The 25,667-nt window shown below is 39.0% G+C and carries 21 protein-coding genes; 13 read left to right on the top strand and 8 right to left on the bottom strand.

Annotated elements, in window-relative coordinates; all coding sequences use genetic code 11:
• Nucleotides 1-582: 582 nt before the first annotated feature.
• The 3 genes from AA650_RS22935 to AA650_RS28380 all read left to right on the top strand — a co-directional run bounded on the left by AA650_RS22935 (nucleotide 583) and on the right by AA650_RS28380 (nucleotide 4,890).
• The gene (locus AA650_RS22935; protein ID WP_053541386.1) at nucleotides 583-2,646 is read left to right on the top strand and encodes a WD40 repeat domain-containing protein; all 2,064 of its coding nucleotides are present in this window, start codon (nucleotides 583-585) and stop codon (nucleotides 2,644-2,646) included.
• Nucleotides 2,647-2,859: 213 nt separating this feature from the next.
• Nucleotides 2,860-4,590, top strand: a complete 1,731-nt coding sequence (recN, locus tag AA650_RS22940; RefSeq protein WP_053540805.1) for a DNA repair protein RecN — start codon at nucleotides 2,860-2,862, stop codon at nucleotides 4,588-4,590.
• A gap of 126 nt (nucleotides 4,591-4,716) precedes the next feature.
• Nucleotides 4,717-4,890 (top strand): hypothetical protein, encoded by a 174-nt coding sequence (locus tag AA650_RS28380; protein ID WP_190382535.1) that lies wholly within the window; start codon nucleotides 4,717-4,719, stop codon nucleotides 4,888-4,890.
• Nucleotides 4,891-5,161: 271 nt separating this feature from the next.
• Here the strand turns inward: AA650_RS28380 and AA650_RS22945 are convergent, their stop codons facing one another.
• From AA650_RS22945 to AA650_RS22960, 4 genes are all read right to left on the bottom strand, one after another.
• The gene (locus AA650_RS22945) at nucleotides 5,162-5,674 is read right to left on the bottom strand and encodes a hypothetical protein (protein ID WP_027403167.1); all 513 of its coding nucleotides are present in this window, start codon (nucleotides 5,672-5,674) and stop codon (nucleotides 5,162-5,164) included.
• A gap of 227 nt (nucleotides 5,675-5,901) precedes the next feature.
• The gene (locus AA650_RS22950) at nucleotides 5,902-7,440 is read right to left on the bottom strand and encodes a bifunctional aminoglycoside phosphotransferase/ATP-binding protein (protein WP_053540806.1); all 1,539 of its coding nucleotides are present in this window, start codon (nucleotides 7,438-7,440) and stop codon (nucleotides 5,902-5,904) included.
• 286 nt (nucleotides 7,441-7,726) lie between these two features.
• A complete protein-coding gene (gene rplY, locus AA650_RS22955; RefSeq protein ID WP_039204609.1) occupies nucleotides 7,727-8,026 on the bottom strand; it encodes a 50S ribosomal protein L25 in 300 nt (99 codons plus the stop codon).
• A gap of 112 nt (nucleotides 8,027-8,138) precedes the next feature.
• Nucleotides 8,139-9,467 (bottom strand): adenylosuccinate synthase, encoded by a 1,329-nt coding sequence (locus AA650_RS22960; RefSeq protein WP_053540807.1) that lies wholly within the window; start codon nucleotides 9,465-9,467, stop codon nucleotides 8,139-8,141.
• A 1,532-nt stretch (nucleotides 9,468-10,999) separates the two neighbouring features.
• On the opposite strand from AA650_RS22960, the gene ndhL reads away from it, so the two are divergent.
• The 4 genes from ndhL (at nucleotide 11,000) to AA650_RS22975 (ending at nucleotide 13,306) form a co-directional block, all read left to right on the top strand.
• Entirely contained in the window at nucleotides 11,000-11,209 is a 210-nt protein-coding gene (gene ndhL, locus AA650_RS27235) for an NAD(P)H-quinone oxidoreductase subunit L (RefSeq protein WP_080683924.1), read from the top strand.
• 26 nt (nucleotides 11,210-11,235) lie between these two features.
• A complete protein-coding gene (locus AA650_RS22965; RefSeq protein WP_027403162.1) occupies nucleotides 11,236-11,547 on the top strand; it encodes a DUF3007 family protein in 312 nt (103 codons plus the stop codon).
• Nucleotides 11,548-11,620: 73 nt separating this feature from the next.
• Nucleotides 11,621-12,424, top strand: a complete 804-nt coding sequence (trpA, locus tag AA650_RS22970) for a tryptophan synthase subunit alpha (protein ID WP_053540808.1) — start codon at nucleotides 11,621-11,623, stop codon at nucleotides 12,422-12,424.
• 231 nt (nucleotides 12,425-12,655) lie between these two features.
• Nucleotides 12,656-13,306 carry a heterocyst differentiation related protein gene (locus AA650_RS22975; RefSeq protein ID WP_072033624.1) on the top strand — a complete coding sequence of 217 codons (651 nt, stop codon included), beginning with the start codon at nucleotides 12,656-12,658 and terminating at the stop codon, nucleotides 13,304-13,306.
• 128 nt (nucleotides 13,307-13,434) lie between these two features.
• Here the strand turns inward: AA650_RS22975 and AA650_RS22980 are convergent, their stop codons facing one another.
• Nucleotides 13,435-14,535, bottom strand: a complete 1,101-nt coding sequence (locus tag AA650_RS22980) for a nucleotidyltransferase domain-containing protein (protein ID WP_053540809.1) — start codon at nucleotides 14,533-14,535, stop codon at nucleotides 13,435-13,437.
• A 1,085-nt stretch (nucleotides 14,536-15,620) separates the two neighbouring features.
• Here AA650_RS22980 and rplU point away from each other — a divergent pair.
• Nucleotides 15,621-16,028 (top strand): 50S ribosomal protein L21, encoded by a 408-nt coding sequence (gene rplU / locus AA650_RS22985; protein WP_027403158.1) that lies wholly within the window; start codon nucleotides 15,621-15,623, stop codon nucleotides 16,026-16,028.
• Between the two features lie 137 nt (nucleotides 16,029-16,165).
• Nucleotides 16,166-16,450: a 50S ribosomal protein L27 gene (gene rpmA, locus AA650_RS22990; RefSeq protein WP_027403157.1), complete on the top strand. Its 285-nt coding sequence runs from the start codon at nucleotides 16,166-16,168 to the stop codon at nucleotides 16,448-16,450.
• A 377-nt stretch (nucleotides 16,451-16,827) separates the two neighbouring features.
• On the opposite strand, the gene AA650_RS22995 is transcribed toward rpmA, so the two are convergent.
• The gene (locus AA650_RS22995; protein ID WP_027403156.1) at nucleotides 16,828-17,253 is read right to left on the bottom strand and encodes a hypothetical protein; all 426 of its coding nucleotides are present in this window, start codon (nucleotides 17,251-17,253) and stop codon (nucleotides 16,828-16,830) included.
• 344 nt (nucleotides 17,254-17,597) lie between these two features.
• Here AA650_RS22995 and cruF point away from each other — a divergent pair, with 344 nt between their 5' ends.
• The gene (gene cruF / locus AA650_RS23000; protein WP_053540810.1) at nucleotides 17,598-18,506 is read left to right on the top strand and encodes a gamma-carotene 1'-hydroxylase CruF; all 909 of its coding nucleotides are present in this window, start codon (nucleotides 17,598-17,600) and stop codon (nucleotides 18,504-18,506) included.
• Between the two features lie 628 nt (nucleotides 18,507-19,134).
• On the opposite strand, the gene AA650_RS23005 is transcribed toward cruF, so the two are convergent.
• Together AA650_RS23005 and AA650_RS23010 are read right to left on the bottom strand one after the other, a co-directional pair.
• Nucleotides 19,135-19,515: a hypothetical protein gene (locus AA650_RS23005; protein ID WP_053540811.1), complete on the bottom strand. Its 381-nt coding sequence runs from the start codon at nucleotides 19,513-19,515 to the stop codon at nucleotides 19,135-19,137.
• A gap of 119 nt (nucleotides 19,516-19,634) precedes the next feature.
• Entirely contained in the window at nucleotides 19,635-20,498 is an 864-nt protein-coding gene (locus tag AA650_RS23010) for a zinc metalloprotease HtpX (protein ID WP_053540812.1), read from the bottom strand.
• Nucleotides 20,499-20,764: 266 nt separating this feature from the next.
• Here AA650_RS23010 and crcB point away from each other — a divergent pair, with 266 nt between their 5' ends.
• The 3 genes from crcB to AA650_RS23025 all read left to right on the top strand — a co-directional run bounded on the left by crcB (nucleotide 20,765) and on the right by AA650_RS23025 (nucleotide 25,646).
• A complete protein-coding gene (gene crcB / locus AA650_RS23015) occupies nucleotides 20,765-21,163 on the top strand; it encodes a fluoride efflux transporter CrcB (RefSeq protein WP_053540813.1) in 399 nt (132 codons plus the stop codon).
• A 29-nt stretch (nucleotides 21,164-21,192) separates the two neighbouring features.
• Entirely contained in the window at nucleotides 21,193-22,602 is a 1,410-nt protein-coding gene (locus AA650_RS23020) for an aromatic ring-hydroxylating dioxygenase subunit alpha (RefSeq protein WP_053540814.1), read from the top strand.
• A gap of 341 nt (nucleotides 22,603-22,943) precedes the next feature.
• A complete protein-coding gene (locus AA650_RS23025) occupies nucleotides 22,944-25,646 on the top strand; it encodes a GUN4 domain-containing protein (RefSeq protein ID WP_053540815.1) in 2,703 nt (900 codons plus the stop codon).
• Nucleotides 25,647-25,667 lie beyond the last annotated feature (21 nt).

Here is a 25,667-nt window from a genome sequence, read left to right on the forward strand (position 1 = left end):
GGATTTTACTAGGGTATTGACATCTGGAAATTTTATGCTATTGTCAAGATATACAATCTGGAAGTTTTCATATCTAAAAATTAGCGTTGCGGAAGGAAAGAATTTTTTGCACGCAGAGACGCAGAGGCGCAAAGAGTATAAAGTTTTATTTTCTGAATTTTATTGACTATGTTTTGTGATATAGTAATCACGACTTGACAAGTAATACCAGTTAACGTCAGTAACCCAGCCTTAAAGGGACTGGGCTTGCAAGAGTAATCAAGCAAGCCGTACTGACCAGACCACCCTGAGTTTACTCTCATGGTAGCCGTTATTTGAGTCACGACACCCTGGAATGCGAAGCCAGTTCCCTGCTCTGTCGCTTGTGATTAAACAGTTCTAAGGTCACTGGAACAGTGTTGCAAGCTTAACAAGCTCTTATAACAGGTCGAGGCTAACATTACCCCAGAAATGGGAGTTGGTTTCCAGATTCCAATCAAAAATCTGGTTTCAATTTTAATATCCACAGCGGTTAAAACCGCTCGTGTCGTTTCCCTCTCAGGGAGCCAAGCCACGCTCGTTTCCCACTTACCGGGTATTCTTATGAATAATCGTCAGTTGCTAGAAGTTAGCGAGTATGTATGTTTGTTTGGGATTATCAGTATTGGAATAGTAGCGACAGTGACGCAACAGGTGGTTTATGCGGTTATTCCCCTGAGTTTAAGTGTAGCTTTAAATTTAGTTAATCGTCCTAAGTTTAATTATTCCCAATCACAAATTGAGCAATTACAAACAAGTTTGCAAAATATCCCTGAAGAATTTTACCAAGTTGAAAAAACCATGAATACCTCTAATCAACGTTTAGAACAAATCGAAGATTGGAGACAACAACTCAGCCAAATTATTGACCAAACTATTGAAAGTGCTATTAATGAACGTTTGGGAAAACTTGAAGTTTACAAACAGGAAATTAGTCAAGTTATTGACCAGGAAGTTCAAATATCAATGCAAATTGTCAATAATCGGTTACAGCAATTAGATATTTCTCTAGAAAGTTTAAATTCTACTGTTGATAAAGATGAATATTTGAGAAATATTGCAGAATTGAAAACTGAATTATCACAAATTAATCAACAGCTACAAGTCTTTAATTCTCGATTTGCAGAAATTGAAACTTCTATCAAAAATGGCAATGAAAGCAATCAACAGCAATTAGCAGAATTACGTGACAGTCAAGAAAATCAAAGTCAGGAATTTACTCAGATTCATCAACAAATCGAAGTTGTTAATTCTCGATTTGCAGAAATTGATAATTCAACCCAGAAATTGCATCAGACAATTTTAGAACAAAACCAATCAATAGGTGAGATTAAAGAAACTCAAAAAAGTGAAATTTCCAAAAATAATGACATCCTTGATTCTATTAACCAACGGTTGACAGATGGATTAACAGAATTAGATAGTTTATTCACAGCTTTGGTACAACCGTTACAGGTTGAAAATAAATCAAATTCGCAAACAAATTCAATACCGGAAACAGCAAGTCAAGAAAGAGAAGGAATTCCCACAATTAATAAATTAGATTCTATTAGCAATTCTATTAACAAATCGTTGAAAACATTAGATGTATTGACGGAATTAAATACTTGGTTTAACCCGTCACAGTTAGCAAATGAATCAAGTATAAAAGAATCAGATAATTATCAAGAAACACTAGAAGTAATTCCTACCACATCTTCATCAAATGACAATACCGAAAAATTAGTATTTATTGGTACTCTTAAAGGACATAAAAATAAAGTTCTCTCTGTCGCTTTTAGTCCAGATGGGAGATTTTTAGCAAGTGGTAGTGATGATACAATAATTAAATTGTGGGATTTAGCAACTCAGCAACATCGCACCTTTGAAGGACATGGGGAATATTCTTGGTCTAGAGGGATTAATTCTCTAGCTTTTAGTCCAGATGGTAAATTTTTAGTAAGTGGCAGTGATGATACAATAATTAAATTATGGGATGTAAATCTAGGAATAGAAGTTTTCACTTTTACAGGACATGAAGAAAGAGTTAATGCTGTCTCATTTAGTCCCTTGGGAAAAATTTTAGCAAGTGGGAGTAAGGACAAAACAGTTAAAATGTGGTCATTAAAAACAGGAAAAGAAATTTACTCTTTCAAAAGTCATACCGATGATGTTTTATCTGTAACTTTTAGTCCCGACGGTAAACTATTAGCTAGTAGTGCAGGTGGTAATGATAAAAGTATCAAGATTTTACAATTAGCTGAAAATAAAGTGAAAACATTAACAGGACATTCTGATTGGTTTGGAGGGATTACTTCTCTAGCATTTAGTCCCGACGGAAAAACTTTAATTAGTGGTAGTCAAGACAAAACTATTAAACTTTGGAATCTAGAAACTAGTCAAGAAGTTAAAACTTTATCAGGACATTCTGATCATATTTGTTCCGTTGCATATAGTCCCAATGGACAAAATTTTGCGAGCGCTAGTAAAGATAAAACAGTGAAATTATGGTCAGTCGCTAGTGGAGAAGAAATTTCTAGTGTCAAATGTACTGATTCTGTAATTTACTCAATTGCTTTCAGTCCAGATGGTAAAATATTAGCTGCTGGAAGTGGAGATACAACCATTACTCTGTTTCCCATAGCATAAATTTGATTCTACAGGTAGGGTAAAGCCTGAGCTAAACCCTTACACCTCTAGGTTTTGAGCGTTGCTAATAGCCATATTGAAGTAGAAAAAAGGAAAATTAAAAATCTTCACCTTTGCGCCTTTGCGCCTTTGCGTGAGACTAATTCATACATTCATTCACCAACGCCATAATCAATAAAACCGGGGAAATCTGCAATAGTAAGGATTATTTAAATGCTGCTATATTTAAGAATTGAAAATTTTGCCTTAATTGATCATCTGGAATTGGATTTTGGTGTAGGTTTAAATGTATTAACAGGGGAAACCGGCGCAGGAAAATCAATCATATTAGATGCCATTGATGCCGTTTTGGGTGGTAAAGTCTCTAGTCGGGTGATTAGAACTGGCACAAATCGCGCTATCGTGGAGGCGACTTTTAGCGTTACTCCGCCCCTAGCAGCTTGGTTGAGTGAACAAGAAATTGATTTAACCGATGATCATGCTGTGATTATTAGTCGGGAAATTGCCACCACTACTAGTAATATCCGCAGTAGATCAAGAGTAAATGGAGTGCTGGTAAATCGCCCCTTAATGGCAGGATTACGAGACAGTTTAGTAGAAATTACAGCACAAGGACAAACGGTACAGGTGGGACAATCTGCCCAAGTTCGAGATTGGTTAGATTTATATGGTGGTGATGCTTTATTGCACAAACGCCAAAATGTTGCCGCTGCTTTTATTCTATATCAACAAGCCCGGCAAGCACTGGAAAAACGCCGGACATCAGAACGGGAACGGCTGCAACAATTGGATTTACTCACCTATCAAGTGCAAGAATTGGGTGCGGCTAATCTTGATGATGCCCAGGAAATGGAACAATTAAATCAAGAACGGGACCGCCTCAATCATGTTGTGGATTTACAACAAATGAGTTACAAAGTTTATCAGGCTTTGTATCAAGATGATCAGGAAACTCGCACTGCTGCTGATTTATTAGCCGATGGAGAGATGACATTAACTCACATGGTGGAGTATGATCCTCAATTACAATCTCTCTTGGAATTGGTGCGAGATGCAGTGGCAGCGGTAATGGAAGTGGGGAGACAAATTAGTATTTATGGAGAAGGGTTAGAAGCAGATCCGCAACGGTTGGAAGAGGTGGATGAACGGATACGGGAATTAAAACAAATTTGTCGCAAATATGGACCTACTTTAACGGAAGCGATCGCTTATTATGAACGTATTCAAACTGAATTAGCTGAATTAAATAATAGCGAACAATCTATCGAAACTTTAGAACAACAAGAACAATTATCTTTACAAGCACTCCAGCAAGTTAGCCACCAATTAACCCAATTACGTCGTCAAACTGCGGCTAATTTAGAATCTCGGTTATTAGCTGAACTCAAGCCGTTAGCAATGGATAAGGTGAAATTTCAAGTAGAAATCGTCCCCATTTCTCCCGCAGCTACAGGTGCAGATAAAATTACCTTTATGTTTAGTCCTAACCCCGGTGAACCTATCCAACCATTAACAGAAATTGCTTCTGGTGGAGAAATGAGCCGTTTCTTACTAGCTTTAAAAGCTTGTTTTAATCAAGGAAATGAAGTAGGAACAATGATATTTGATGAAATTGATGTGGGGGTTTCTGGTAGGGTTGCCCAAGCCATAGCAGAGAAATTGCACCAACTTAGTCAAGGACATCAAGTATTATGTGTAACTCATCAGCCTCTAGTTGCAGCAATGGCAGATCGTCATTTTCGCGTTGATAAATTAGTGATTAATAAAGCTAGAAATAGTAATGATGAACAGCGGACTGTGGTGAGAGTGACAAGTTTGGATAATTTAACTACCCGACGGGAAGAATTAGCACAGTTAGCCGGTGGTAAATCAGCAAATGAAGCAATTTCTTTTGCTGAATCTTTATTATTACAAGCTGCTAATCATCGGGAAAAGGGAAAATAGATGGTGAAATTGTCAGAAGTGGCTAACGCCACGCTTCGCTATCAGGATGTCCAGGATGTTTTATGAGATAATAGGAATAAAGACACTGTGAACACACAATAAATTATATTTTCCAAGAATATTACTATGTATCAAACTGATCCGCCCCGTTCTCCCCAAGAAGTGTTACCAACAACTAACCACAGAGGACACAGAGGACACAGAGAAAAAATATCAGTTATCTTTGTGTGGGAAGGGAGTATTTTTCTCGTTCATCTAATTAATTATGTCAGAATTGGGGCAGCTTTCATCAGCAAATAAAATCCTGTAAATCCTTTAATCTTGGATATCCTGATTCTGACAATTTAATTTTATAACCCACATTCCGCACCCTGGGGTGTCACATAGTATTATCACTTGATTTTCTCTTGATTTCTGGATATAAATTATGCCTTGTCGGCATCATGTATCCGTTAATTCATTGAGATTCTGTATATAATACATCCTCATTTCATCATAAAAAACAGTAAAAACCGATTGTGACAGTTGAGGGTGCGGAAGATAGGTTATAATCCTAATTATCAATTGTTAATTACTTTTCCCAAAAGCGAAAATTGAAAGTTGCAGAGTCCCGACGGAAGCGCCGAGTAGGTTTTCTTTTGCGTCTCTTTGCATTTCTTTCACTCGGCTGTTCTGGATTTATTTCTTCCACAATCTCCTCTGATAATTGTGTTTGTAACGCCTCCTCACTTCTCCACCAACCAATAATCCAACCACCACCAACTCCAGCGATCGCACCGAATATAATACTCATAGGGGCTGAATAACCGAGGAAAAGGCAGCCCATCATAAAAAACAACCAATATTTTAATCCAGCATCAATGCCATCATTAGAGGCGACAGTAGCAGGTTCAGGATTATTATCATTGGCAAATGTGAACCACCCCAAGGTGACACCACCCATAATGGCTATAAATAGACTGAGAGGAACTGAAGCATTAGCAATTCTGGAGATAATAAATAAAAATAATCCAAATAACAATTGAGAAAGAAAGTTAGGAGAAGAAGAGAAAATATTGCCTAGTAGATTATTTTTTGGTGCCATAATGCTAGAAATCAGGAGAAAGAATAATTATATCTCGGTTATCTCGTTCCCAGTCTCTGACTGGGAATGCTATCACAGAGGCTCTGCCTCTACTATTTGAATGAGAATCCTATCATAGACATCTTGCCTTTACTATTATTGAAGGCAGAGCCTTTAGAGTTCATTCCCATACAGAGTATGGGAACGAGGAAAGCGCAATGCTAAACCCTAAGTTAACTAGACAAAAATTAAATCAGTTTTGATAATTGCGTGTCTAGCGGTTGAGTTGTATCCACAACTGTTATATAAGGTTGTTCGAGATTTGTAAATGGTTCAGACTGCTTGATTTGCGATGCTAATAAATCAGCGGTTGCGTCAGCAATATCACCAGTACGGTTCAGGAGTCGTTCTTTGATAACTTCTAGGGGTGCGGTACAGTTGATAATATGCACAGGTAATTGATGCTGTGTAGCTTGGGAAATAACTGTCTCCCGTAAATCCTGGCGATCATATTTGGCATCTAAAATCACAGACCAACCTTGATTAGCCAGTATAATTCCTAATGCTAATAATCGGCTATAGGTTTTTTGGGTCATTTCTGGTGTGTAGATTTCATCACCACCTTTTTCTAGGAGGGGAATTCCTGCTAAATGCTTACGCACAGCATCAGAACGGAGATGAACTGCGTTGAGTTTCCGCGCCAAATATTTAGCTGTGGTACTTTTACCAGCACCAGATAATCCTGACATTAAAATCAGTCTTCCCTGTTGGGGTTTGGTATATTCCCAGGCTTGACGATAATATGCAGATGCGGTTTTTGCAGATTCTTCTTTTACCGCAGCCGGGATGTTAGGATCATCTAATAAGAAAGAACTTACCTTAGCTCGCACATAGGCTTGACGGCTTAAATATAAAGGTAATAGCTGTAAACCTTCCCAATCTCCAGTTTGCTCTACGTAGGTATTTAAAAAGGCATTTCCTAAGTCTTTCCGTCCTCTGGCTTCAATATCCATGACTGTAAATGCCACGTCATACATGACATCCACAAAGCGGAAAGGCTCATTGAATTCTATACAATCAAATAGCATAATTCTGTCATGCCAAAGAGCGATATTTCTGAGGTGCAAATCGCCGTGACATTCACGAATATAGTTATTGTCAATTCTGCTTTTAAATAGTTCTGGATGTTGGAGAAAGAAGTTGTCTGTATATTGTTTTGTTTCTTCAAATTGTTCTTTTGTTTGTGGTCCACCAATATATTTTTCAGCTTGTTGATAATTCTCATCAATTGCTAATCGGACTTGGGAGACTTCTCCAAAACTGCGAATATAATCGTTGGTCTCGGTGTTTGCATGATATTGAGCTACAACTCGTCCCAATTCTTCTAAGTGACTTTCTGACAAATTTCCACTGGCAAAAAGTTCACTAAATAGGGTTTCTTGGGGAAATTGACGCATCTTTACTGCATATTCTACGGCTTCTCCTGTGCCACCTAAATGGTATTGTTCACCTACTAAGGTTGCGGGGAGAACTTCTAAATATAATTCACCTGCACCTCTTTGATTTAGTCGCAGTTCTTCTTGACAAAAATAATGCCGTTTTTCTAAGGTGGAAAAGTCTAAAAAACCAAAGTTGGCTGGTTTTTTGAGTTTGTAAGCATAATCCCCGGTGAGGAGGACATAGGAAATATGAGTTTGAATTAGTTGAATTGGTTCTGTTACGGGATGAGGATAAAATCCTGGTTGTAACATTTGTAAGATTAAATTCGGGAGATTGGTTTCTGTCATTTTTATTGGTAATTGGTAATTGGTAATTGGTGATTGGTAATTGGTGATTGGTAATGGGAAAATTTCTGGACTGTTCCCTGTTCCCTGTTCCCTGTTCCCCGTTCCCTACTATAAATAATTTTTCCACAAAAAAACCAGGGCTAACCCTGGTTCTCTTCTTTATTACAGCAGATTGCGTACACAATCTAAATTGAAACCTATACACAAAGCCAGTTTTACCCCTGACTCTTGACTGGGCGCAGGCCCTGCGCCCCTACTTCCTGACTCCTGCTGTATTACCTGAATTTTAGCCTTTAGCGCCAGCAAAAAAACTTAGGTGATAAGGTGTGCCTTTGGCTGGGTGGATCTGAAGTTCGCGGATTACGGTTGTACCAGTCCACTCCAATTCAGGAATGCTGAGTTCGATTTCGGTTTTGTTGGGGGTAACTTGCTTGAGCAGGCGTTCTACAACTTTAGCGTCAAGAACTAGAGCAATTGATTCAATTCCTTTGTGACCATACAAGTTGGCGGGAATTAAGCCTGAACGGCGCAAAGCTCTGGGTTTGCTACCTTCGGGACGGGGTTTAGATTCGAGTGCGATCGCCATATAATTTGTTAATTTGTTAATTGTTAGTTATTCGTTGTCTGTTGTCTGTTGTCAGTTATTTTGCTATTAACCAATGACCAATGACCAATGACCAATGACCAATGACCAATGACTAAATAGGTGTACCGTTGGGTTGTAACAGTGCGCGTTTGGGACCGTGAATCGGGTCTTCGACAATGATAGTTTGATCACGACTTGCTCCCAAGGAAACAATTGCGATCGGCACTTTCATTAATTCTGCTAAGAATTTCAGATAGTCCAGTGCTTTTTGTGGTAACTCTTCCAGGGTACGACAGTGACTTGTTGAAACTTGCCACCCCGGTACAGTTTTGTAGATGGGACGACAACGAGCGAACTGACGAGCGCTGGTGGGGAAGTCTTCGCAGCGTTCACCATCAATTTCATAAGCCACACAAACATTGATTTCCTCTAGTTCATCGAGAACATCCAGTTTAGTGAGTGCCATGCAATCCATGCCGTTAATACGGACTGCATAACGCCCGATAACCGCATCAAACCAACCACAGCGACGTTTACGCCCTGTAGTTGTGCCAAATTCTGCACCGCGATCGCCTAGCAAGTCCCCAATTTCGCCATTTAGTTCTGTGGGGAATGGACCTTCTCCCACTCTTGTAGTATAGGCTTTGGATACACCAATTACCCGATCTATCATTGTCGGACCTAATCCACTACCAACGCAAGCCCCACCAGCGACTGGGTTGGAGGATGTGACGTAGGGATAAGTTCCATGATCCAGATCAAGCAATGTCCCTTGTGCGCCTTCAAACAAAATATTTCGTCGCCGTAAAACTGCATCGTAGATTTTCAATGATGTATCAACGACAAAAGGACGCAAGCGTTCTGCATAACCTAAATACTCCTCAATCACTGCTTGTGGATTCAAGGGTGGTAGATTATACAGCTTTTCTAAAATGGTATTTTTATAGTTTATCGTCCGTTCTAACTGCTCAGGCAGTCCATCGGTGTCCATGAGGTCTAACATCCTGATGCCTGTACGTTCCGATTTATCCGCGTAGGTGGGACCAATGCCTCTACCTGTTGTCCCGATTTTATGATTTCCCCGGACTTCCTCGGATGCCTTGTCAATCATGCGATGATAGGGCATGGTGACATGAGCCGTCTGAGATATCAACAGATTAGCCGTAGAAATATTTAATTGTTCTAGTTGTTCGAGTTCTTTGATCAAAACCTGTGGATCTATGACTGTGCCACAGCCAATGATACATTCGGTTTTTGGATACAAAATACCAGAGGGGATTAAGTGCAGCTTAAACGTCTGACCTTGGACTACGATTGTATGCCCAGCGTTAACTCCCCCTTGATAACGTACCACCACGTCTGCGGAGCGGCTGAGTAAGTCAGTTATTTTACCTTTTCCTTCATCGCCCCACTGGGCACCTATGACAATGACGTTAGCCAAGAGATTATATTAAAGGGTAAAGTTTCCACAAATTACAATTATTAGCAGATTTCATATCTTTTGTCAAGAAATTTGTCATAAATTCAATGAGTAAGCACAAAAAGGAGACAACAAAAGATGTTTTTCGGTTTCTCTCGAACTGTGACATACTGAATACTTTTAACCGCGACACTCCCTGACATCTGAGATATCGTGAATGTCCAGTACAACATTACCAACTGAGTTGATGAAGGTGCATTGGTGTCAACTTAAGCTCAAATCCCTACCACATCTCGTTCCTAGTCTCTGACTAGGAATGCAGTTGATGAGGCTCTGCCTCTAATATTATTGAAGGCAGAGCCTTTTAGAATTCATTCCCAGTCAGAGACTGGGAATGAGATGAAAAATTTCCGGGTTATTTAGAGAAATCCACAAAAAAGATGATCCTAGTGCTTACGCATTGACAAAGTTTTCTAAATATGTAATGTGGATTTTATCTCTTGTAGGGTGCGTCAGACCCAATAATTTAGTGAGGGACTTCCAAGAAATAAATTATCCTGATTAACGAACCACGGAGGCGCAGAGGACACAGAGGAATAAGGGTTTGAGAGATTTTTGCGTTAGGTGGTTTATCGGTTGTCAAGAGATTGCTTCCTTTCACTCGCAATGACAACTCATGCGGCACAGGTTTATTAGAGACTTCCAATCAAAAAAATATCCCAAAATTTCTTGTGGTGCGGGACGAATTGCCCGCTAATCATCAAGGACGGGCAAGGATGCCCATCCCACAAAATTGGATCATTTTTTTTGCGGAGTTCTCTTAGTCATCTTCAGATGACTTTTGCTATTAGACTGGGAATTCATTCCCAGGCGGGCTAAAGGTTTTAGCACATCTTTAGTTGGTTTTTAGATGGGAGTGGGGGGGCTCGAACCCCCACGACCTTTTACGGTCAACGGATTTTCATTCTCTTGTAGTTTTCACTACTACTTAGGTGCTAAAGCAATCATAAGTTTTGAGAATTGGACTCTCCCTTTACCCTCGGCTTTACGTTAGGGTAGCTCCCGTCGAGTCTCTGCACCTTCCCAGTCAAATATTTTTCTGGGCTTGGCTCAGGATTGCCATATCTATAAATAGATTTAGGTTTCCCTGAGTTTGAGAGCTGCCACTTGAAAGATTTCTCTATCAAGGCTCAATTCCTTTAAGTCCGTAGCGTCTACCATTCCGCCACACTCCCGTAAGGTTGTTTACTGTTTTGAGGCAGTATTTACCCTCTTGTCTGTTATACCACTAATTGCTTTTTTTTGGCAAGTAGATTTTAAAATTTTATTTGCTAACGCTAATATTTGACATTTAGCACCGAAACAAAATATTAAACTAGCCAGTTAGTTTACGCTTAATGGCTGAAGACGATCATATCATAAGTTTCGATTTTTGGGCAATTGGTTTTCAAAGAAGATGGAAAATAACAGAATTACCGACTTCCTCAAACCAGCCATTGGGCATATCATAAGAAGTGAATGCACCAAATATAGTTCAAATTGCGGTAAGAAATATGGTTGTAGCACTACTGTATCTGAGTTTGGCGGGCGCTTATTTGCTGGTAATACCCATTGCTGTATTTTTCTACTTGAGTTTAAGATGGTATACCTGTGGTTCTGTGGAACGGGTGTTTATGTACTTTTTAGTGTTCTTTTTCTTTCCGGGGTTGCTAGTTCTCTCCCCGTTTGTGAATTTGAACCCCCGTCCTCGAAAAATTGCTTAAATTAAAATTGGTAGGTCATAATTCTCATGCGACGTATTGACGCAATTGGTATTGGCTTCGGCGTTTTTGTGGCTGGTGGCTTGGCTTATGTGGGTTTGCAAGGGGTGGGTTTAGATAGTCAGAATGCTGGTATCTGGAGTCAAGTTTTCTTGATGGCTGGCTTAATTGGCTGGTTATGCACCTATATTTTCCGAGCGATAGGGAATAAAATGACCTACCATCAACAACGGGAAGCTTATGAAACGGCTTTTTTGCAAAAGCGGCTTGATGAACTCTCTCCTGAAGAGTTAGCTAAACTGCAAGCGAAGATTGAAGAGGAAAAAGAATCTCAGGTTTAGAGTTATGATTGTTCAGTTGTCAGTTGTTGATTGTAACTACTGACTACTGACCACTGACTACTGACTAGGCAAAATGACTGCTATTTCTCATTGCTTTGAAAATTTAAGACGGAATCAAGAGTGTGCGTTGATTCCTTTTATTACGGCTGGTGATCCGGATTTAGAAACTACTGCTCAGGCTTTGCAGGTTCTGGATAATTCTGGGGCGGATATTATTGAGTTGGGTGTACCCTATTCTGATCCTTTGGCTGATGGTCCGGTGATTCAGGCTGCGGCTACTCGCGCTTTGGAGAGGGGAACGACTTTAGAGCAGGTATTGGAGATGCTCAAGGGGATTAGTCCGAGTTTGCGATCGCCTATTATTTTATTTACCTATTACAATCCGATTTTACATCGAGGCGTTGATAAGTTTTTGAGGCAAATTAAAGATGCTGGGGTAGCAGGTTTAGTTGTGCCGGATTTGCCATTAGAAGAGTCCGCAGGGCTAATCAAACCAGCAGCAGAGATGGGGATAGATTTAACCTTATTGGTAGCTCCTACGAGTTCTCCCGAAAGAATAGAGGCGATCGCCCGTGCGTCTCAAGGATTTATCTATTTAGTCAGTGTTACTGGTGTCACGGGAATGCGAACCCAACTGCAAACGCGGGTTGGTGAACTGCTGCAACAAATCCGTCATGTTACAGATAAACCTATTGGTGTGGGGTTTGGAATTTCTGAGCCTGAGCAAGCAGGACAGATAAAAGCATGGGGGGCGGATGCGGCAATTGTCGGTAGTGCTATGGTGAAGCGACTGGCAGAAGGCACACCAGAGCAGGGATTAGATGCGATCGCTCAATTTTGCCAAAGTCTCAAAACAGCCATCAGAAACCCCTCTTAATCAAAGAGAGCAATTGCCAAACAGTGTATTTTTTTGTTATTTTTTAGTGGACAATTTGACTGTAATCGTCTTAAATAATAACAGCATATCTTAGGATAGACACAAAACTAACTGATACACTGGTTAATCTTGAATTTTCTTATAATATCAAAGTAGGCAAAAAATTATGCGTGTGAGAGTGCATCAGTCACAACTGAGTTACTATTCAGTAATATTTGGGGGGTAACAGCAATGAGCGAAAGTATGGCATTTATTGGCGGAGTCGCAGTAGCTGGGTTAGCGGCTTTAGTCTTGCTGAAAGGGACAAATACCCCGATATCATCGAACTTTGCTGTCAGTCCCCAAATGCCTGGGACAGTCATGGCACCCCAGGTAATGCAGTATCCCCCTAATTACGGGCAACCTGTCTATTCTAATCAGCCCCCAACCGCTCCTAATTCTGATCAGCGGCTAGAAATGGAAAAGCTGAAAATGAATATGCAAATAGAGAAATTGAAAACTGACAATGAACAACTAAAGTTACAAAACCAACAATTCCAGGTACAAGCTCAAAGTTTTACGCAACAGCAGTGGCAATTAGCACAACAAGCTAATCAACAAAAAATGGCCACTTTACAACAACCTGAGCAAAATAATTGGTGGTCTTCACCTATGCTTTGGGCTGTGGGTGGTGCTACCTTGACTATTGGTGGTGGTGTTGTTGTCGCCGGTGTCTTATCTTTATTTGCACCAAAACAGCGTCCTACTCGTACTGTTCAGGTGATTCATCCCTACAATGGATCAACACAATCTTTAAATCCTGTGCGTCGTGCTGAGTTTTTACCATCTTCTCCCATGGAATCTAGAAGGATCGAAACCGCAGAATACGACGAAATGCACTAAACCGTTGTGCTGAATAGTTCAGACATTGAGAAAGTAAAAACCAAACATCAGAATCCAATTAGTGGGGTTTTAACATTAGTAGCAATTGTTTTCATAAAACCTCGCGGTAAGTGGGAAACTCAGTGGCTTTAGCCCTGAGAGTCCCAACCTTGCATTTCCACCAACTCCATACACAAATCATTAATTTGCTCCAAATCAGGACGATGTGGTAAACTAGATTGCTCATAAAAAGCATCCATTTGAGCAACCAAATCTTCCGCCATTTTCATCAACTCTTCATAACTATAATTACCCCGCAGAATAGCCTTTAAATCATCAATATCACCAGCTAAATTTCTATCTACAGTTACTTCTCCCCGCTGCAAAATTTCCAATCCACTGCGTAGTAATCTAATACAGTGCATTCCATGTTTTAAATCATAACCTGATTTTTTTTCCATTTCGGCTCTTGCAGGGTTTCTATTTTCCTGCCAAGATATATAAGCCTTCCATTCTCGCAACGCAATTTGATAACTTTGACTTTTTTGTAAAAGGCGAATAAAATCCTTACGTCCATGAGTTAAATTTTGAGTATATGTTAAAGTTTCATCAGCTAAAGTGTATTGTTTTAAAACACCTTTAAAATCAATATCCGCAGTCAGCAATTTATATAACTGTTCAGATTCTTCCAAAAATTCAATTTTCCCCCTAATTAAAAGATAAAGATACTCCAAAAAAGCATTTAACTCATCTTTGCTTAAAGGAACTTCATCCATAATATTAAAATCAGCAGGAATAGGTTTTTTCGTGGGTGGATTTAATAACCATTTACGATGAGTTTCCATCTTCTTGATTTGAGCAAAAGCATAACCAGAATAAGTGTGTTTTACCTTTTTACTCAAAAACAACCTGCGATGATTAATTAAATGTTGTCCAACATTTGTTAAAAAAGGATAATTCGTTAACCACAGCAATTCTAAAACATTGGGATTTGCACCAGCCAATAAATGTAGAACTTTCCTTAATTCATAAATAACTGTATCTTTATTACCATCTATAAACGGGAATATCCCTGGTTCATCCCATCCTGAATCCTTTTGCTCAATACTATCAAAACCTAAATAATAGCGTTTAGGAGCAATAAATACACCACGATAATCATAATCTGATTCAGGACGATTTAAACCATAACCATGACTACCAGCTAAACCCACAAAAATAGTTCTTTGTTCAACTTCTATCCTTTTCATCTAAACCTCCAGGAGACCCCCACCAAAACTGTACTCAGTTTTGTGATGGGAGGAATGGAGGGTTAACTGTGAAACGTCCCTTGAGTAATTTTGTGCGCCAGCACAAACAACGAAGGGGACAGTTGAGCAATTAACAAATCTTTGATTTTCCATATTCGTAACTGTCTTTGTGAATTGATTTACTGGATTAATTAGGTCTAGTACAAAACGGCGTAAATAAACCAACCATTCTAAATCCTCCAAAAGCCTATACTGTCTTCATTTTGACTTTTGACTTTTGACTTCCGCCTTGCGGTACTAGTGGTCTTTTTTCAGTGTCTAAAACAAATACTTTGGACAGAATATTTTGCTCCGAAGAGCCTCCCATTTCTGGGGTAATGTTAGCTTTGACAATGTTAGAGGTCGGTAACTATCTTAAAAGCACTGGTTTAACCCTTAAGCCTGTTTAACTTTGAAGTTCTAGAGCAGGGAACTAGCTACGCATCCCCTGGTAGGTCTTTAACTCTTACCTCTAACGTAGTTCAGTTAAGAACTGAGTCCAACTAGGCCTTTACAAGCCCTCACTTACCCGAAGGGAAGTGATGGGTGGTTGACCTTTATCTAATAAAAATTAGGCGTTGCTGATTTTAGGGATGAAAATAATTTTGCATAGGTTCAAGACTTTTGTAGAGACGTTCCATGGAACGTCTCTACCTCCAAAAATCATACGCCAATTCAGCAACGCCAAAAATACCGTTGTTTCTTATGAGCCGGGATTTCTCCGTACTAGGATGCTTCAACACATAAATGTTTTCTTGTTCTTACTCAGAATTTAATTGTAACATACCACAGGGATTAAAATCCCTCGTGTCGCTTATATCTCAGGGAACCAAGCCGCTGAGTTTTACGCTTACCGCGAGGTCTTATAAAATTATATTTTATAAAAGGTTGACTGATTAGCTATCAATCAGGTAATATATTAGATTGTCTGTCTAACTCCTGCTCGGATCAGGTAGACATACTTCAAAGGCTGGCAAAAGCTATAAATAGCGTCTCTACGGGAGATTATAGCCAGCTACCTGTACGGCAACCTCAAGGACAATTTAATGACCTACGCGATTATTGAAACTGGCGGTAAGCAAATGAAAGTAGAAGCAGGTCGCTTTTACGACATTGAATTACTAACCGCTGAACCAGATGAAAAAGTTACCATCAACGCAGTATTACTTGTACACCACGAAGGCGCAGTTTCCATTGGACAACCTTTAGTAGAAGGTGCGACAGTGGAAGGGACAATTATGCGACATTTCAGAGGTCGCAAAGTCCTGGTGTATAAGATGAAACCTAAAAAGAAAACCCGCAAAAAACGGGGACATCGCCAGGAAATTACCAGATTTTTGATTAATTCTATCAATCTTAACGGTGAAGTTTTAGCTTACGAAGAAGCCCCAACGATGGCGGAAAGTCCCGTCATTAATGCTGATTTCGTGGAAGAAACCGCAGAAGAATCATAAATAAGGTTAAGTTGCTAGTTAAGGAATAGGCAAGAGGTGAGCAAGAGTAATTTAATTGCCAATCATTAATCATCTTTTTCCTAGCCTAAACTAGATAACTAGCTGGGATAAATAAAGTAAATAGAAAAGAGGAAATCATGGCTCATAAGAAGGGAACGGGTAGTACGCGAAACGGTCGTGACTCTAATGCTCAACGACTAGGTGTAAAGCGTTACGGTGGACAAACTGTACGCGCAGGTAATATTCTCGTCCGTCAACGTGGTACTAAGGTTCACCCTGGTAATAATGTTGGTATCGGTAGTGATGATACTTTGTTCGCTTTAGTTGATGGTGTAGTTACCTTTGAAAGAAGAGGTAAAAGCCAGAAGAAAGTCAGCGTTTATCCAGTAGCGGTAGAACTTGTAGAAGCTGTAGCCAGCTAGTTATTTATTAGTTATTGGCCATTAGTTATATCCAAAACGGCTTAATTATTTGATTCTCCGGGTAGGGGTAAAGCAAAAGCTGATATGTGTCAACTTAACGTAAAACCTCTATCCCGCAAAGAACTCAAGTCATCTCATTCCCAGTCAGAGACTGGGAATGAATTCTAGAAGGCTCTGCCTTCAATAATATTAGAGGCAGAGCCTCATCAACTGCATTCCTAGTCAGAGACTAGGAACGAGATGTGGTAGGGATTTGATCTTAAGTTGACACCCATGAAGCTCTTGCTTTACCCCTACAAATCTAGGGTTTTCGTGATTTCGCAAAAGTCCATGTCCCAACCGTTTTGAGTATATTAATTAGTGACTAATGACTAATTCTAAATGTAGTAATTGATAAGTGCGCCCAATCCTAAACCCAGCAGTGAGCAAAAAGATATATAGCCAAAAGCTAGTGCTGGTTTTAAACCAACTGATTGAAAGTCTATTTTAGCTAAAATAGTGGCGCAGATAATAAGTAAAGTATCAAGAAATACCCGAAACCAGGCAATCATTAGAAAAAATAGGAAAGCTGCTAAGATAGCCACCAAAAAAGTCCTAGCGTTTGACTTGAAGAAAATATGAGAATAATCATCGAGTTTTAACCAAGGGTTGGTGACAGAAATTAGTGACAGCAGGATGGTTAGCACAGTTATCAGCCGTACATACCAAGGGGCTTTTTCTTCAAATATCACCCAGCCTAATGTACTGTAACTCAGCAATACAAGTGTTAGAGAAAACCAAGGAATCTTTTTCAACATTGACATATAGCAAAAGTCAGGAGGTAGGGGCGCAGGTCCTGCGCCCAGTTAGAAGTCAGGAGGACGGAAAAAGGAAATTTCTCCCCTAGTTCGTATAAACTTGGCGGTTGCTATGACTTTAAAAGTTCTGTACCCCACTCAGTTACAAATCGTTATATACTGGTATTTTCAATATCAGTTGCATTCATTATTTCACAGATTTACTGAACCTATAAGGTTTCTAAAAGTTGAACTTCACTCCTGATTCCCATGTCGAGAGAATAAATATCAACATTTAGTTAAATCGTTCATAAATATTTGTAAACTGTTAACAGTTGAGTAGCCATCTGGCACATCATTAAGGATTGATCATGAGACAACTTGTTATCGTCGAGCGCGTATGCCTAATTGGTCATATCGTTTCTATGGTATTTGGACTGGTGGGAATACTGATTGTTATTCCCAATGCTGAACAAATTATCAGCTTATCAGAGTTTGGACAAAGCGTCATGCAGTGGAGCATGGCGGGCGGCGGTGTGGTATATATGATTTTGGGGGCGGTGGGAGTGTTCCTCTATGCTTACCGGACTTTAGGTTTGGGACGCGTTTTAGGATTTTTAATCCCATCTGTATTAATTTCTTTGGCTAGTGAATTATTAGGAACTAGCACTGGCTTTCCTTTTGGTCACTACAGCTATCTGAGTGGTTTGGGGTATAAAATTTCTGGTTTGGTACCTTTCACAATTCCCCTTTCATGGTTTTATGTGGGATGTGTTTCTTATGTGTTGGCGCGGGCGGGTTTAGACGTAGATAAAAAACCCACTTTGTTCCGTCACGTTGGAGCAATTGTTTTGGGGGCTTTACTGCTCACTTCTTGGGATTTTGTGCTTGACCCAGCTATGAGTCAAACTTCTCTTCCCTTCTGGTATTGGCAACAACCTGGGGCTTTCTTTGGAATGCCTTACCAGAACTTTGCAGGTTGGATGGGTACTGGGTCGTTATTTATGACTGTAGCGGCTTTGTTATGGAGCAAAAACCCGATTAAATTGGACAATTACCAATTGAATGTCCCTTTATTAGTTTATTTGGGTAATTTTGGTTTTGCGACAGTGATGAGTTTGGCGGCTGGGTTTTCTATCCCGGTATTGCTAGGTGTGGCGCTAGGTGTAGCTCCTGCTGTACTACTGTGGTTTAAGGGTTCTAATGCACCTGCAACGGTGAATATTGAAGCATCTGCTAAGGAAGTTGCTGTTGCTAATGTGAAAGTTGCTTTCAAATAAGAATAGGGAAGAGGGAATAAGAAAAGCAATTTTTGTAATTTCCTCTTCCCCAATTGCGTCAGGAGTCAGGAGTTAGAAGGAAGAAGAAAGAATTATCTAAAGTGCCTGATTTTTTATTGTTTATTTTTGCCGATTATTAATTTTGAACTTCTCTGAAAATATTTATTTGTCAAGGGTTCTTTTTAGGAACTACGGTCAGAAACGGTAAGTTCTACCGAGATTGTCTGTGGAGCGGGCAAACAAGATTGGAAGTCATTCTAAGACCGCGATGAAGCAGGAAATAAACACTAAGATTATCGCTGTCCAGATGTGTCTAGACTTTGGTAATTTTGGGTAAGTTTTATAGAACGGTTTAGATTTATTAATCAAGTGCTAAGTAGTGAGACAGAATTAATTACACAATGTCATTGCGTTAGCGCAGCGTGGCGTTAGCCATATGGAACGAAGTGAAATGAAGCAATTCCAAGAGTTGTGATTGCTTCCCTTCGCTCGCAATGACTGTAAATATTTTTGTCCAATTACTTATATAGGGTTTGCTGAAAAAGTTGTCTGTGAGGGCGGGGAAACCCCGCCCCTACTTTACGATTTGCTGACTGGATTTCACAAAGAGTGCGTACCCCTCCCTATATTAATTTTGATCACGAGGGGCATTGAAAGCTTCCCAAGCTGCTTTAGCAGCATTTTGGAATCTCTCACCTAAATCTGTGATATCTTTATGCAGTAAGTTCCAATTATGGTCTAATTCTTCTTGAATTCTTGCCCAAGAATATTCTAAGCGATCGCGTTCAATGAGTTTATCTCTTTCAATAGCTTCCCGCACCTGACGCACAGCATTCAAATAGGTTTCACGGGTAATAGTACCGGCAGATTCAGCTTCAGCTTGGGCGCGTTTTTTAATTGCTTCCAATAGTGCTGTAGTTTCCTGCTTAACTTCGTCTGTTTCACCATTTTGGCTAGTTTGCAGGGTAATTTCGACGATTTCTATAGATTCAATATTGTTAGTAGTCATGGTTGCCACATCCTGTTGGTAAAGTTTACTTGTGGATGAAAATTGCACCTGTAATCATCATAATTTGGTCATCAGTTAATTGGGGATTTATCAATATACTTATGACCAAAGATAGATTATTAACGACTAATAAGTTGCCGTTCTAATTGTAGTAAAGCTTCTACTCTTGCTTCAGTTGCTGGGTGACTAGAGAAAAGATTTCCCAAAAACTGACCGGAAATGGGATGAATAATTAATAATGGTTCAAAGGCTGGGTTAGCATTCAAAGGCATTTGTCTAGCTGTGGATTCTAACCGTTGTAACGCTCTAGCTAATGCGCGAGGATTACCTGTTAATTTTGCTGCTCCAGCATCAGCCGAAAATTCTCTTGTGCGGGAAATTGCCAACTGAATCACAGTAGCAGCAATGGGCGCAAATATGACTGTAGCTAATACACCTAAAGGATTGCCACCTCTTTCATTATCCCGTGAACCGCCACCAAACCACATACTATAACTGAGCATCTGCGCCAGGAAAGAAATAGCACCGGCGACAGTGGCGGCGATCGCTTGAGTTAAGGTATCACGATTAATAATATGGGTAAGTTCGTGGGCAATTACGCCTTCTAATTCATCCTGTGGGAGGATGTCTAAAATCCCGGCGGTGACGGCCACAGCCGCGTGTTCAGGATCTCGTCCTGTCGCAAAAGCATTGGCAGTGGGACTAGGAACAATGTACACTCCCGGCATGGGAATATTGGCACGGGTAGATAATTTTTGGACGATACGATACAGTGCTGGTGCTTCTGCTGCGGTGACAGGTTGGGCGTTATATACTGCTAAAGCAATCTTATCTGATTGATACCAAGAGAAGAGGTTAGTCGCTGCTGCTAACCCAACTCCGATGACTAAGCCCCCCGTACCACCAATTACCCAGTAACTAATTGCTATTAATAAGCCACTTAGGGTAGCTAGTAAAATAGCAGTTTTCAGTTGATTTCCCATCTTGATAACTCTCCTACTTATGCTGTATTAATTTTTGTAACTTTATCTGGACAACAGCATCTTTTTACCCACCCCTTGATTGTATCGAGTTCAAATTTGGGGTACAGTGATGAAAACCTCTCACTAGAGTACGGTTTTCCGTTTGAGGTTAATTGAATAAAAGATTAAGTAATGGGACAGAATTAATTACACAACTGATTTTTCTGTTCCCTGTTCCCTGTTCCCTCTCTCAACGAGTGAATTTAATTTTGTCCGACTACTTAATAATGTTACAACAGGCAGAAATTCGTGTTCCCATTGCTATTAGTTTAGGGGCAATAGCTGGGGCTTTAAGTCGCTATTATTTAACTTTGTGGTTTACGAACCGCTTTGGTTTCAGTTTTCCCTATGGAACTTTTTTTATTAATATTAGCGGTTGTTTAGTAATGGGGTTTTTCGCAACTTTAGCTATGGAAAAAACAGCGCTGATTTCCCCAGAAATTAAGTTAATTGTCGCTACAGGATTTTTAGGTGCATATACTACTTTTTCTACTTTTGGTTTAGATACAGTTGGCTTGTTACAACGTGGTAATTGGTTAGCCGCTGCTGGTTATTTTTCAGGTAGTACAATCTTGGGAATTATCAGTGTGCAATTAGGGATGGTTCTTGCTAGAATGTTCAATTAAAAGTTATTGAAAATTAATCAATACAGAAAATGGTGCAAACACAATCTATTATCAACGAGAATTCTTTAACAGAAATATTACCTGGAGGGAGTAACCCAGATGCTTTTGAATTAGCAGAAGCATGGTATCCAGTTCACTACCTTCAAGATTTAGATAAATCCAAACCCACACCTTTCACTCTTTTAGGTAAAGATATTGTCATTTGGTGGGATCAAAAAAACTCATCTTGGCAAGTATTTATAGATCAATGTCCTCACCGTCTTGCACCTCTTTCTGAAGGCAGAATTAATGAAGATGGATTGTTAGAATGTCCTTATCATGGTTGGTCATTTGCTGGAGATGGAAGTTGTCAAAAAATTCCCCAACAGGTTGCAGGTGCAAAAGCAGAAACCTCTCCCAGGGCTTGCGTACCATCTTTACCAACAACAGAAAAACAAGGATTATTATTTGTCTATGCTGGTAATCCAGAAAATGCTGCAAATACGAAAGTTCCTGTAGTTGAACCCATAGAAGCAGCACCGGAAGGATGGGTAATTATGAACACTTTTCGAGATGTTCCTTATGATGCTTTAACATTATTAGAAAATATCCTTGATCCTAGTCATATTGCCTTTACGCATCATCTGACAGTGGGAAATCGTGCCAATGCTGCACCTTTAGAATTAGAAATAGTTGAATCAGGAAAACATGGTTTTGAAGGGATTTGGAAACAAGGATTAAAAGCGGGACAATCGGGAAAACTTTCCACAACATTTATTGCCCCTGGTTTAATGTGGCATGATATTAATGCTGAAAAAGGCAGAATTTTAACCGTTGTTTATGCTGTCCCCATTCGCAAAGGTGAATGTCGGATCATTGCCCGTTTTCCTTTTAAGTTCAAGTCTAAACTACCAGGATTTTTTATTAAAATTCGCCCTCGTTGGTATGTTCATATTGGACAAAATGGCGTTTTAGAAGATGATCAAATTTTTCTCCATTATCAAGAACGTTATTTAGCGGATAAAGGTGGTAGTGCTAATTTCAATAAAGCCTTTTATCTGGCGACGAAAGCAGATACTTTTGTGGCTGAGTTACGTAAATGGGTAAATCAATATCATGGGGAAACATTTCCAGGGGAATCTTTACCACCACTTTTATTGAATAAGGAAGGATTGCTAGAAAGATATCATTCCCATACAGAAAAATGTGCTAGTTGTCGTCAGGCTTTAAGGAGAATTCAAAAGTTAAAATTCTGGTGTGGTGTTTTTACTATTCTGGCTTTAGCTAGTAGTCCTTTATTGGCTTTTTTGGTGGAAACAAAATCAATTCTATTTGTGATCACAGAAACATTTATTCCTCTTTTATTGGGTGCAGCTTGGTGGAAATTAAGTCAGTTGGAAAGGGAGTTTTATGAGGGGAGAATGATCCCTCCTCGTAATTTACCAGAGACAAAAAGATAGATTGGCGGTTTCAAATTTCACTTAATACTATTGTCAGCGTCCAAATATGAAAGTTTGAATTCATACTCTCGGTATCAATCGGGCTTTGATATTTTAGATGCTGAGTCTATACCTGTTTATCCGTCTGAGGTATGTTTTTAGGGTTAACTGTCTGAATCAGGATATCCAGGATTTAAGGATTTACAGGATGTTTGTTTAATTTGCATTTTTAGGGTTTGAGGATTCTATACTTCTCGGTTAGACTCAAAAAACTGCAATGTAATCTAGATTAGTGCTTTTTGTTGCTTAATAGGGAATAATAGAATAAATACTCCTTGTCAGATAAAGGTGAGTTTTGACAAATGGACTGGACAACAATACTCAAAGCACAGCAAACTGATTTTATTCAAAGACTGAAATCTGGTGACTTACTCCATTGTGAGAAGGAAGGCCAGCATAGTGAGTTGACGGTTATCTCTGGAGAGAGGTTAAAGCAATTACGGGATTTTTGCTGGGAGATGGCTAATAAATTTAAGCAAAAATACGATGTTAAGAACATCTTCTTCAATAATATGAAGGGAAAGCTGGGTGAGGAAGTTGTTAAAATCCGTTTAGGTGATTTTGTAACTGAAATTGATTATGAAAAATACAGTGGTGGAGATGGAAAGGTTGATTTTACCTTAACTGCTAATTCATCAATTGGTATTCAGGTGAAAACCCGCTATGGGAATTGTGATCAAGTTCAATGGACAATTGATAGAGAAGAAATTGAAAAAAATTCTGTTTTAGTATGTATTTTATGTCAAGAAAAATTTAGTGACATGGAAAAAGAATATGGTCTTATTATAGCTGGGTTTTTACCAACTAATATGATTAAATCTGCTGCCAATGAAGCTATAGTAGGAATAGATGAATTACTTTATCCTGGTGGTTTACGTGGTTATTTAGAGAGTTTTATATTTCATCAACCAAATGATTATATTAATTCAAGTTATGATTTAGCTCTGATTTATGATCAACAAGCAATGGCTTGTCGAGAATCAACAGATTATTTAGGAGCATTATCTAATTATAATAAGGCTATACTTAGCAATCCTAATATTTCTGCAATATACAATAATAGAGGACTTATACATGAGGCATTAGGAAACACGCAGAGTGCAATTGACGATTATACTCAAGCACTCCTTATTAATCCTAGCCTTACTGAAGCTTATTATAATAGAGGAAACATCCGTAACAACTTGAGAGATACGCAGGGTGCAATTGATGATTATACTCAAGCACTTCTTATTAATCCTGCCGATACTGAATTATACTATAAGCGGGGTTTGGCTCATTCTTATTTAGGAGATAAGCAAGCTGCTATTTCAGACTATACTCAGGCAATTAAGCTTGATAATAATTATATTGATGCCTACTATGAACGAGCAGAAATTTACTCTAAATTAGGATACAAATTAGCTGTTATTGAAGATTTAACCACAATTATTAACATTGATCCTAATGAAGTTGGCGCTTATTTTAAGCTAGGAGATATTTATTATAATTTGGGGCTATATCAAGATGCTATATGGAACTATACACAGATTATTAAAAATATACCTACTCATAATTATGCTTACTATAATAGGGGAGTAGCTTGTTATAATTTAGGAGATAATCAAGGTGCTATTGAAGATTTTACATACCTTATTCAACTTTCACCACGTGATGCTAATAACTATTACTATCGTGGGTTAGCTCGTTTCAATGCAGGAGATAATCGAGGTGCTATTCAAGATTTATCAACTATTATTGCAATCAATTCTAATGATGCTCAAGCTTATTTCAATCGCGGATTAATTTATTATAATTTGGGACTATATCAAGATGCAATTAGAGACTATAATCAGGCAATAAAAATTCTTCCTAATTGTGCTAACACCTATTACAATCGTGGCTTAACTCTTTTATCTTTAAAAAATAAGCAGGCCGCAATAGATGATTTTAAAAAAGCAGCCTATATTTACAAACAAGAAAATAATATTAATGATTACAATGAGACTCTTAAACGACTTGAATATATTCAGTGTGTTGATGTTGAGCTAAAATCAGCAGTAAGTATGAATTATACCCGTCTTCGTGACTTACTCGCAGCAGGGAAATGGAAAGAGGCTGATGAAGAAACAACGCGAGTTATGTTAGCAGTTGCAAAAAGGGAGCAGCTAGGCTCGCTAGATTTTAACAGCATTAATAATTTCCCATGTGAAGACCTCCATACGATTGATAAATTGTGGGTAAGATACAGTAATGAACGTTTTGGTTTTTCTATCCAAAAGCGTATTTATGAAAATGTGGGGGGAACAAAGAAACATAACAGCATAATTACGCAAGCTTTTGGCTATGCTGTGGGATGGAAAACAGCAACAGAGTGGTTTTATTACGGCGATATTACTTTTGATATAAATGCACCAAAAGGCCATCTCCCAAGACAAATATTAGTGGAAGAATCTAATGGATTTTTAGTATGTTCTTTTCATATCTTCTCTCGTGTTGAAACTTGTAATATTACCAACGATCAAAAGTCTCAAATCCAAAATTCAACATTACCAGAATTAGATAATACTGATTTAATATCAGCAGTAGGACAAGATTACAGAAAACTGCGTGACTACCTTGCACAAGGAAAATGGAAAGAAGCGGATGAGGAAACAGAAAGGGTAATGTTAGCCGTTATGAAACGGGAAAAGGAAGGTTGGTTAAGAATAGAAGATATTGATAATTTTCGCTGTGAGGATCTTCGCACCATTGACCAGCTATGGGTAAAATACAGCAATGGTAAGTTTGGTTTCTCTGTTCAACAAAGGATTTATAAAAGTTTTGGGGGAACTAAAAACTACAATGAGGAAGTTTGGCGAAACTTTGGGGACAAGGTAGGATGGCGAAACTTTGGCAGTTGGTTGTACTACACAAATATTACTTTTGATATAAAAGCACCAAAAGGACACCTCCCTATAGGAAGTGAAAAGAAGGATAGAGGAAGGAGGAGTCTCTTCTATCGCGTCGAGACTTGTAATCTATAAAATATAAGTCTTTTTATAAGT

The sequence above is a fragment of the Anabaena sp. WA102 genome (assembly GCF_001277295.1).
Classification (GTDB): Bacteria; Cyanobacteriota; Cyanobacteriia; order Cyanobacteriales; family Nostocaceae; genus Dolichospermum; species Dolichospermum heterosporum.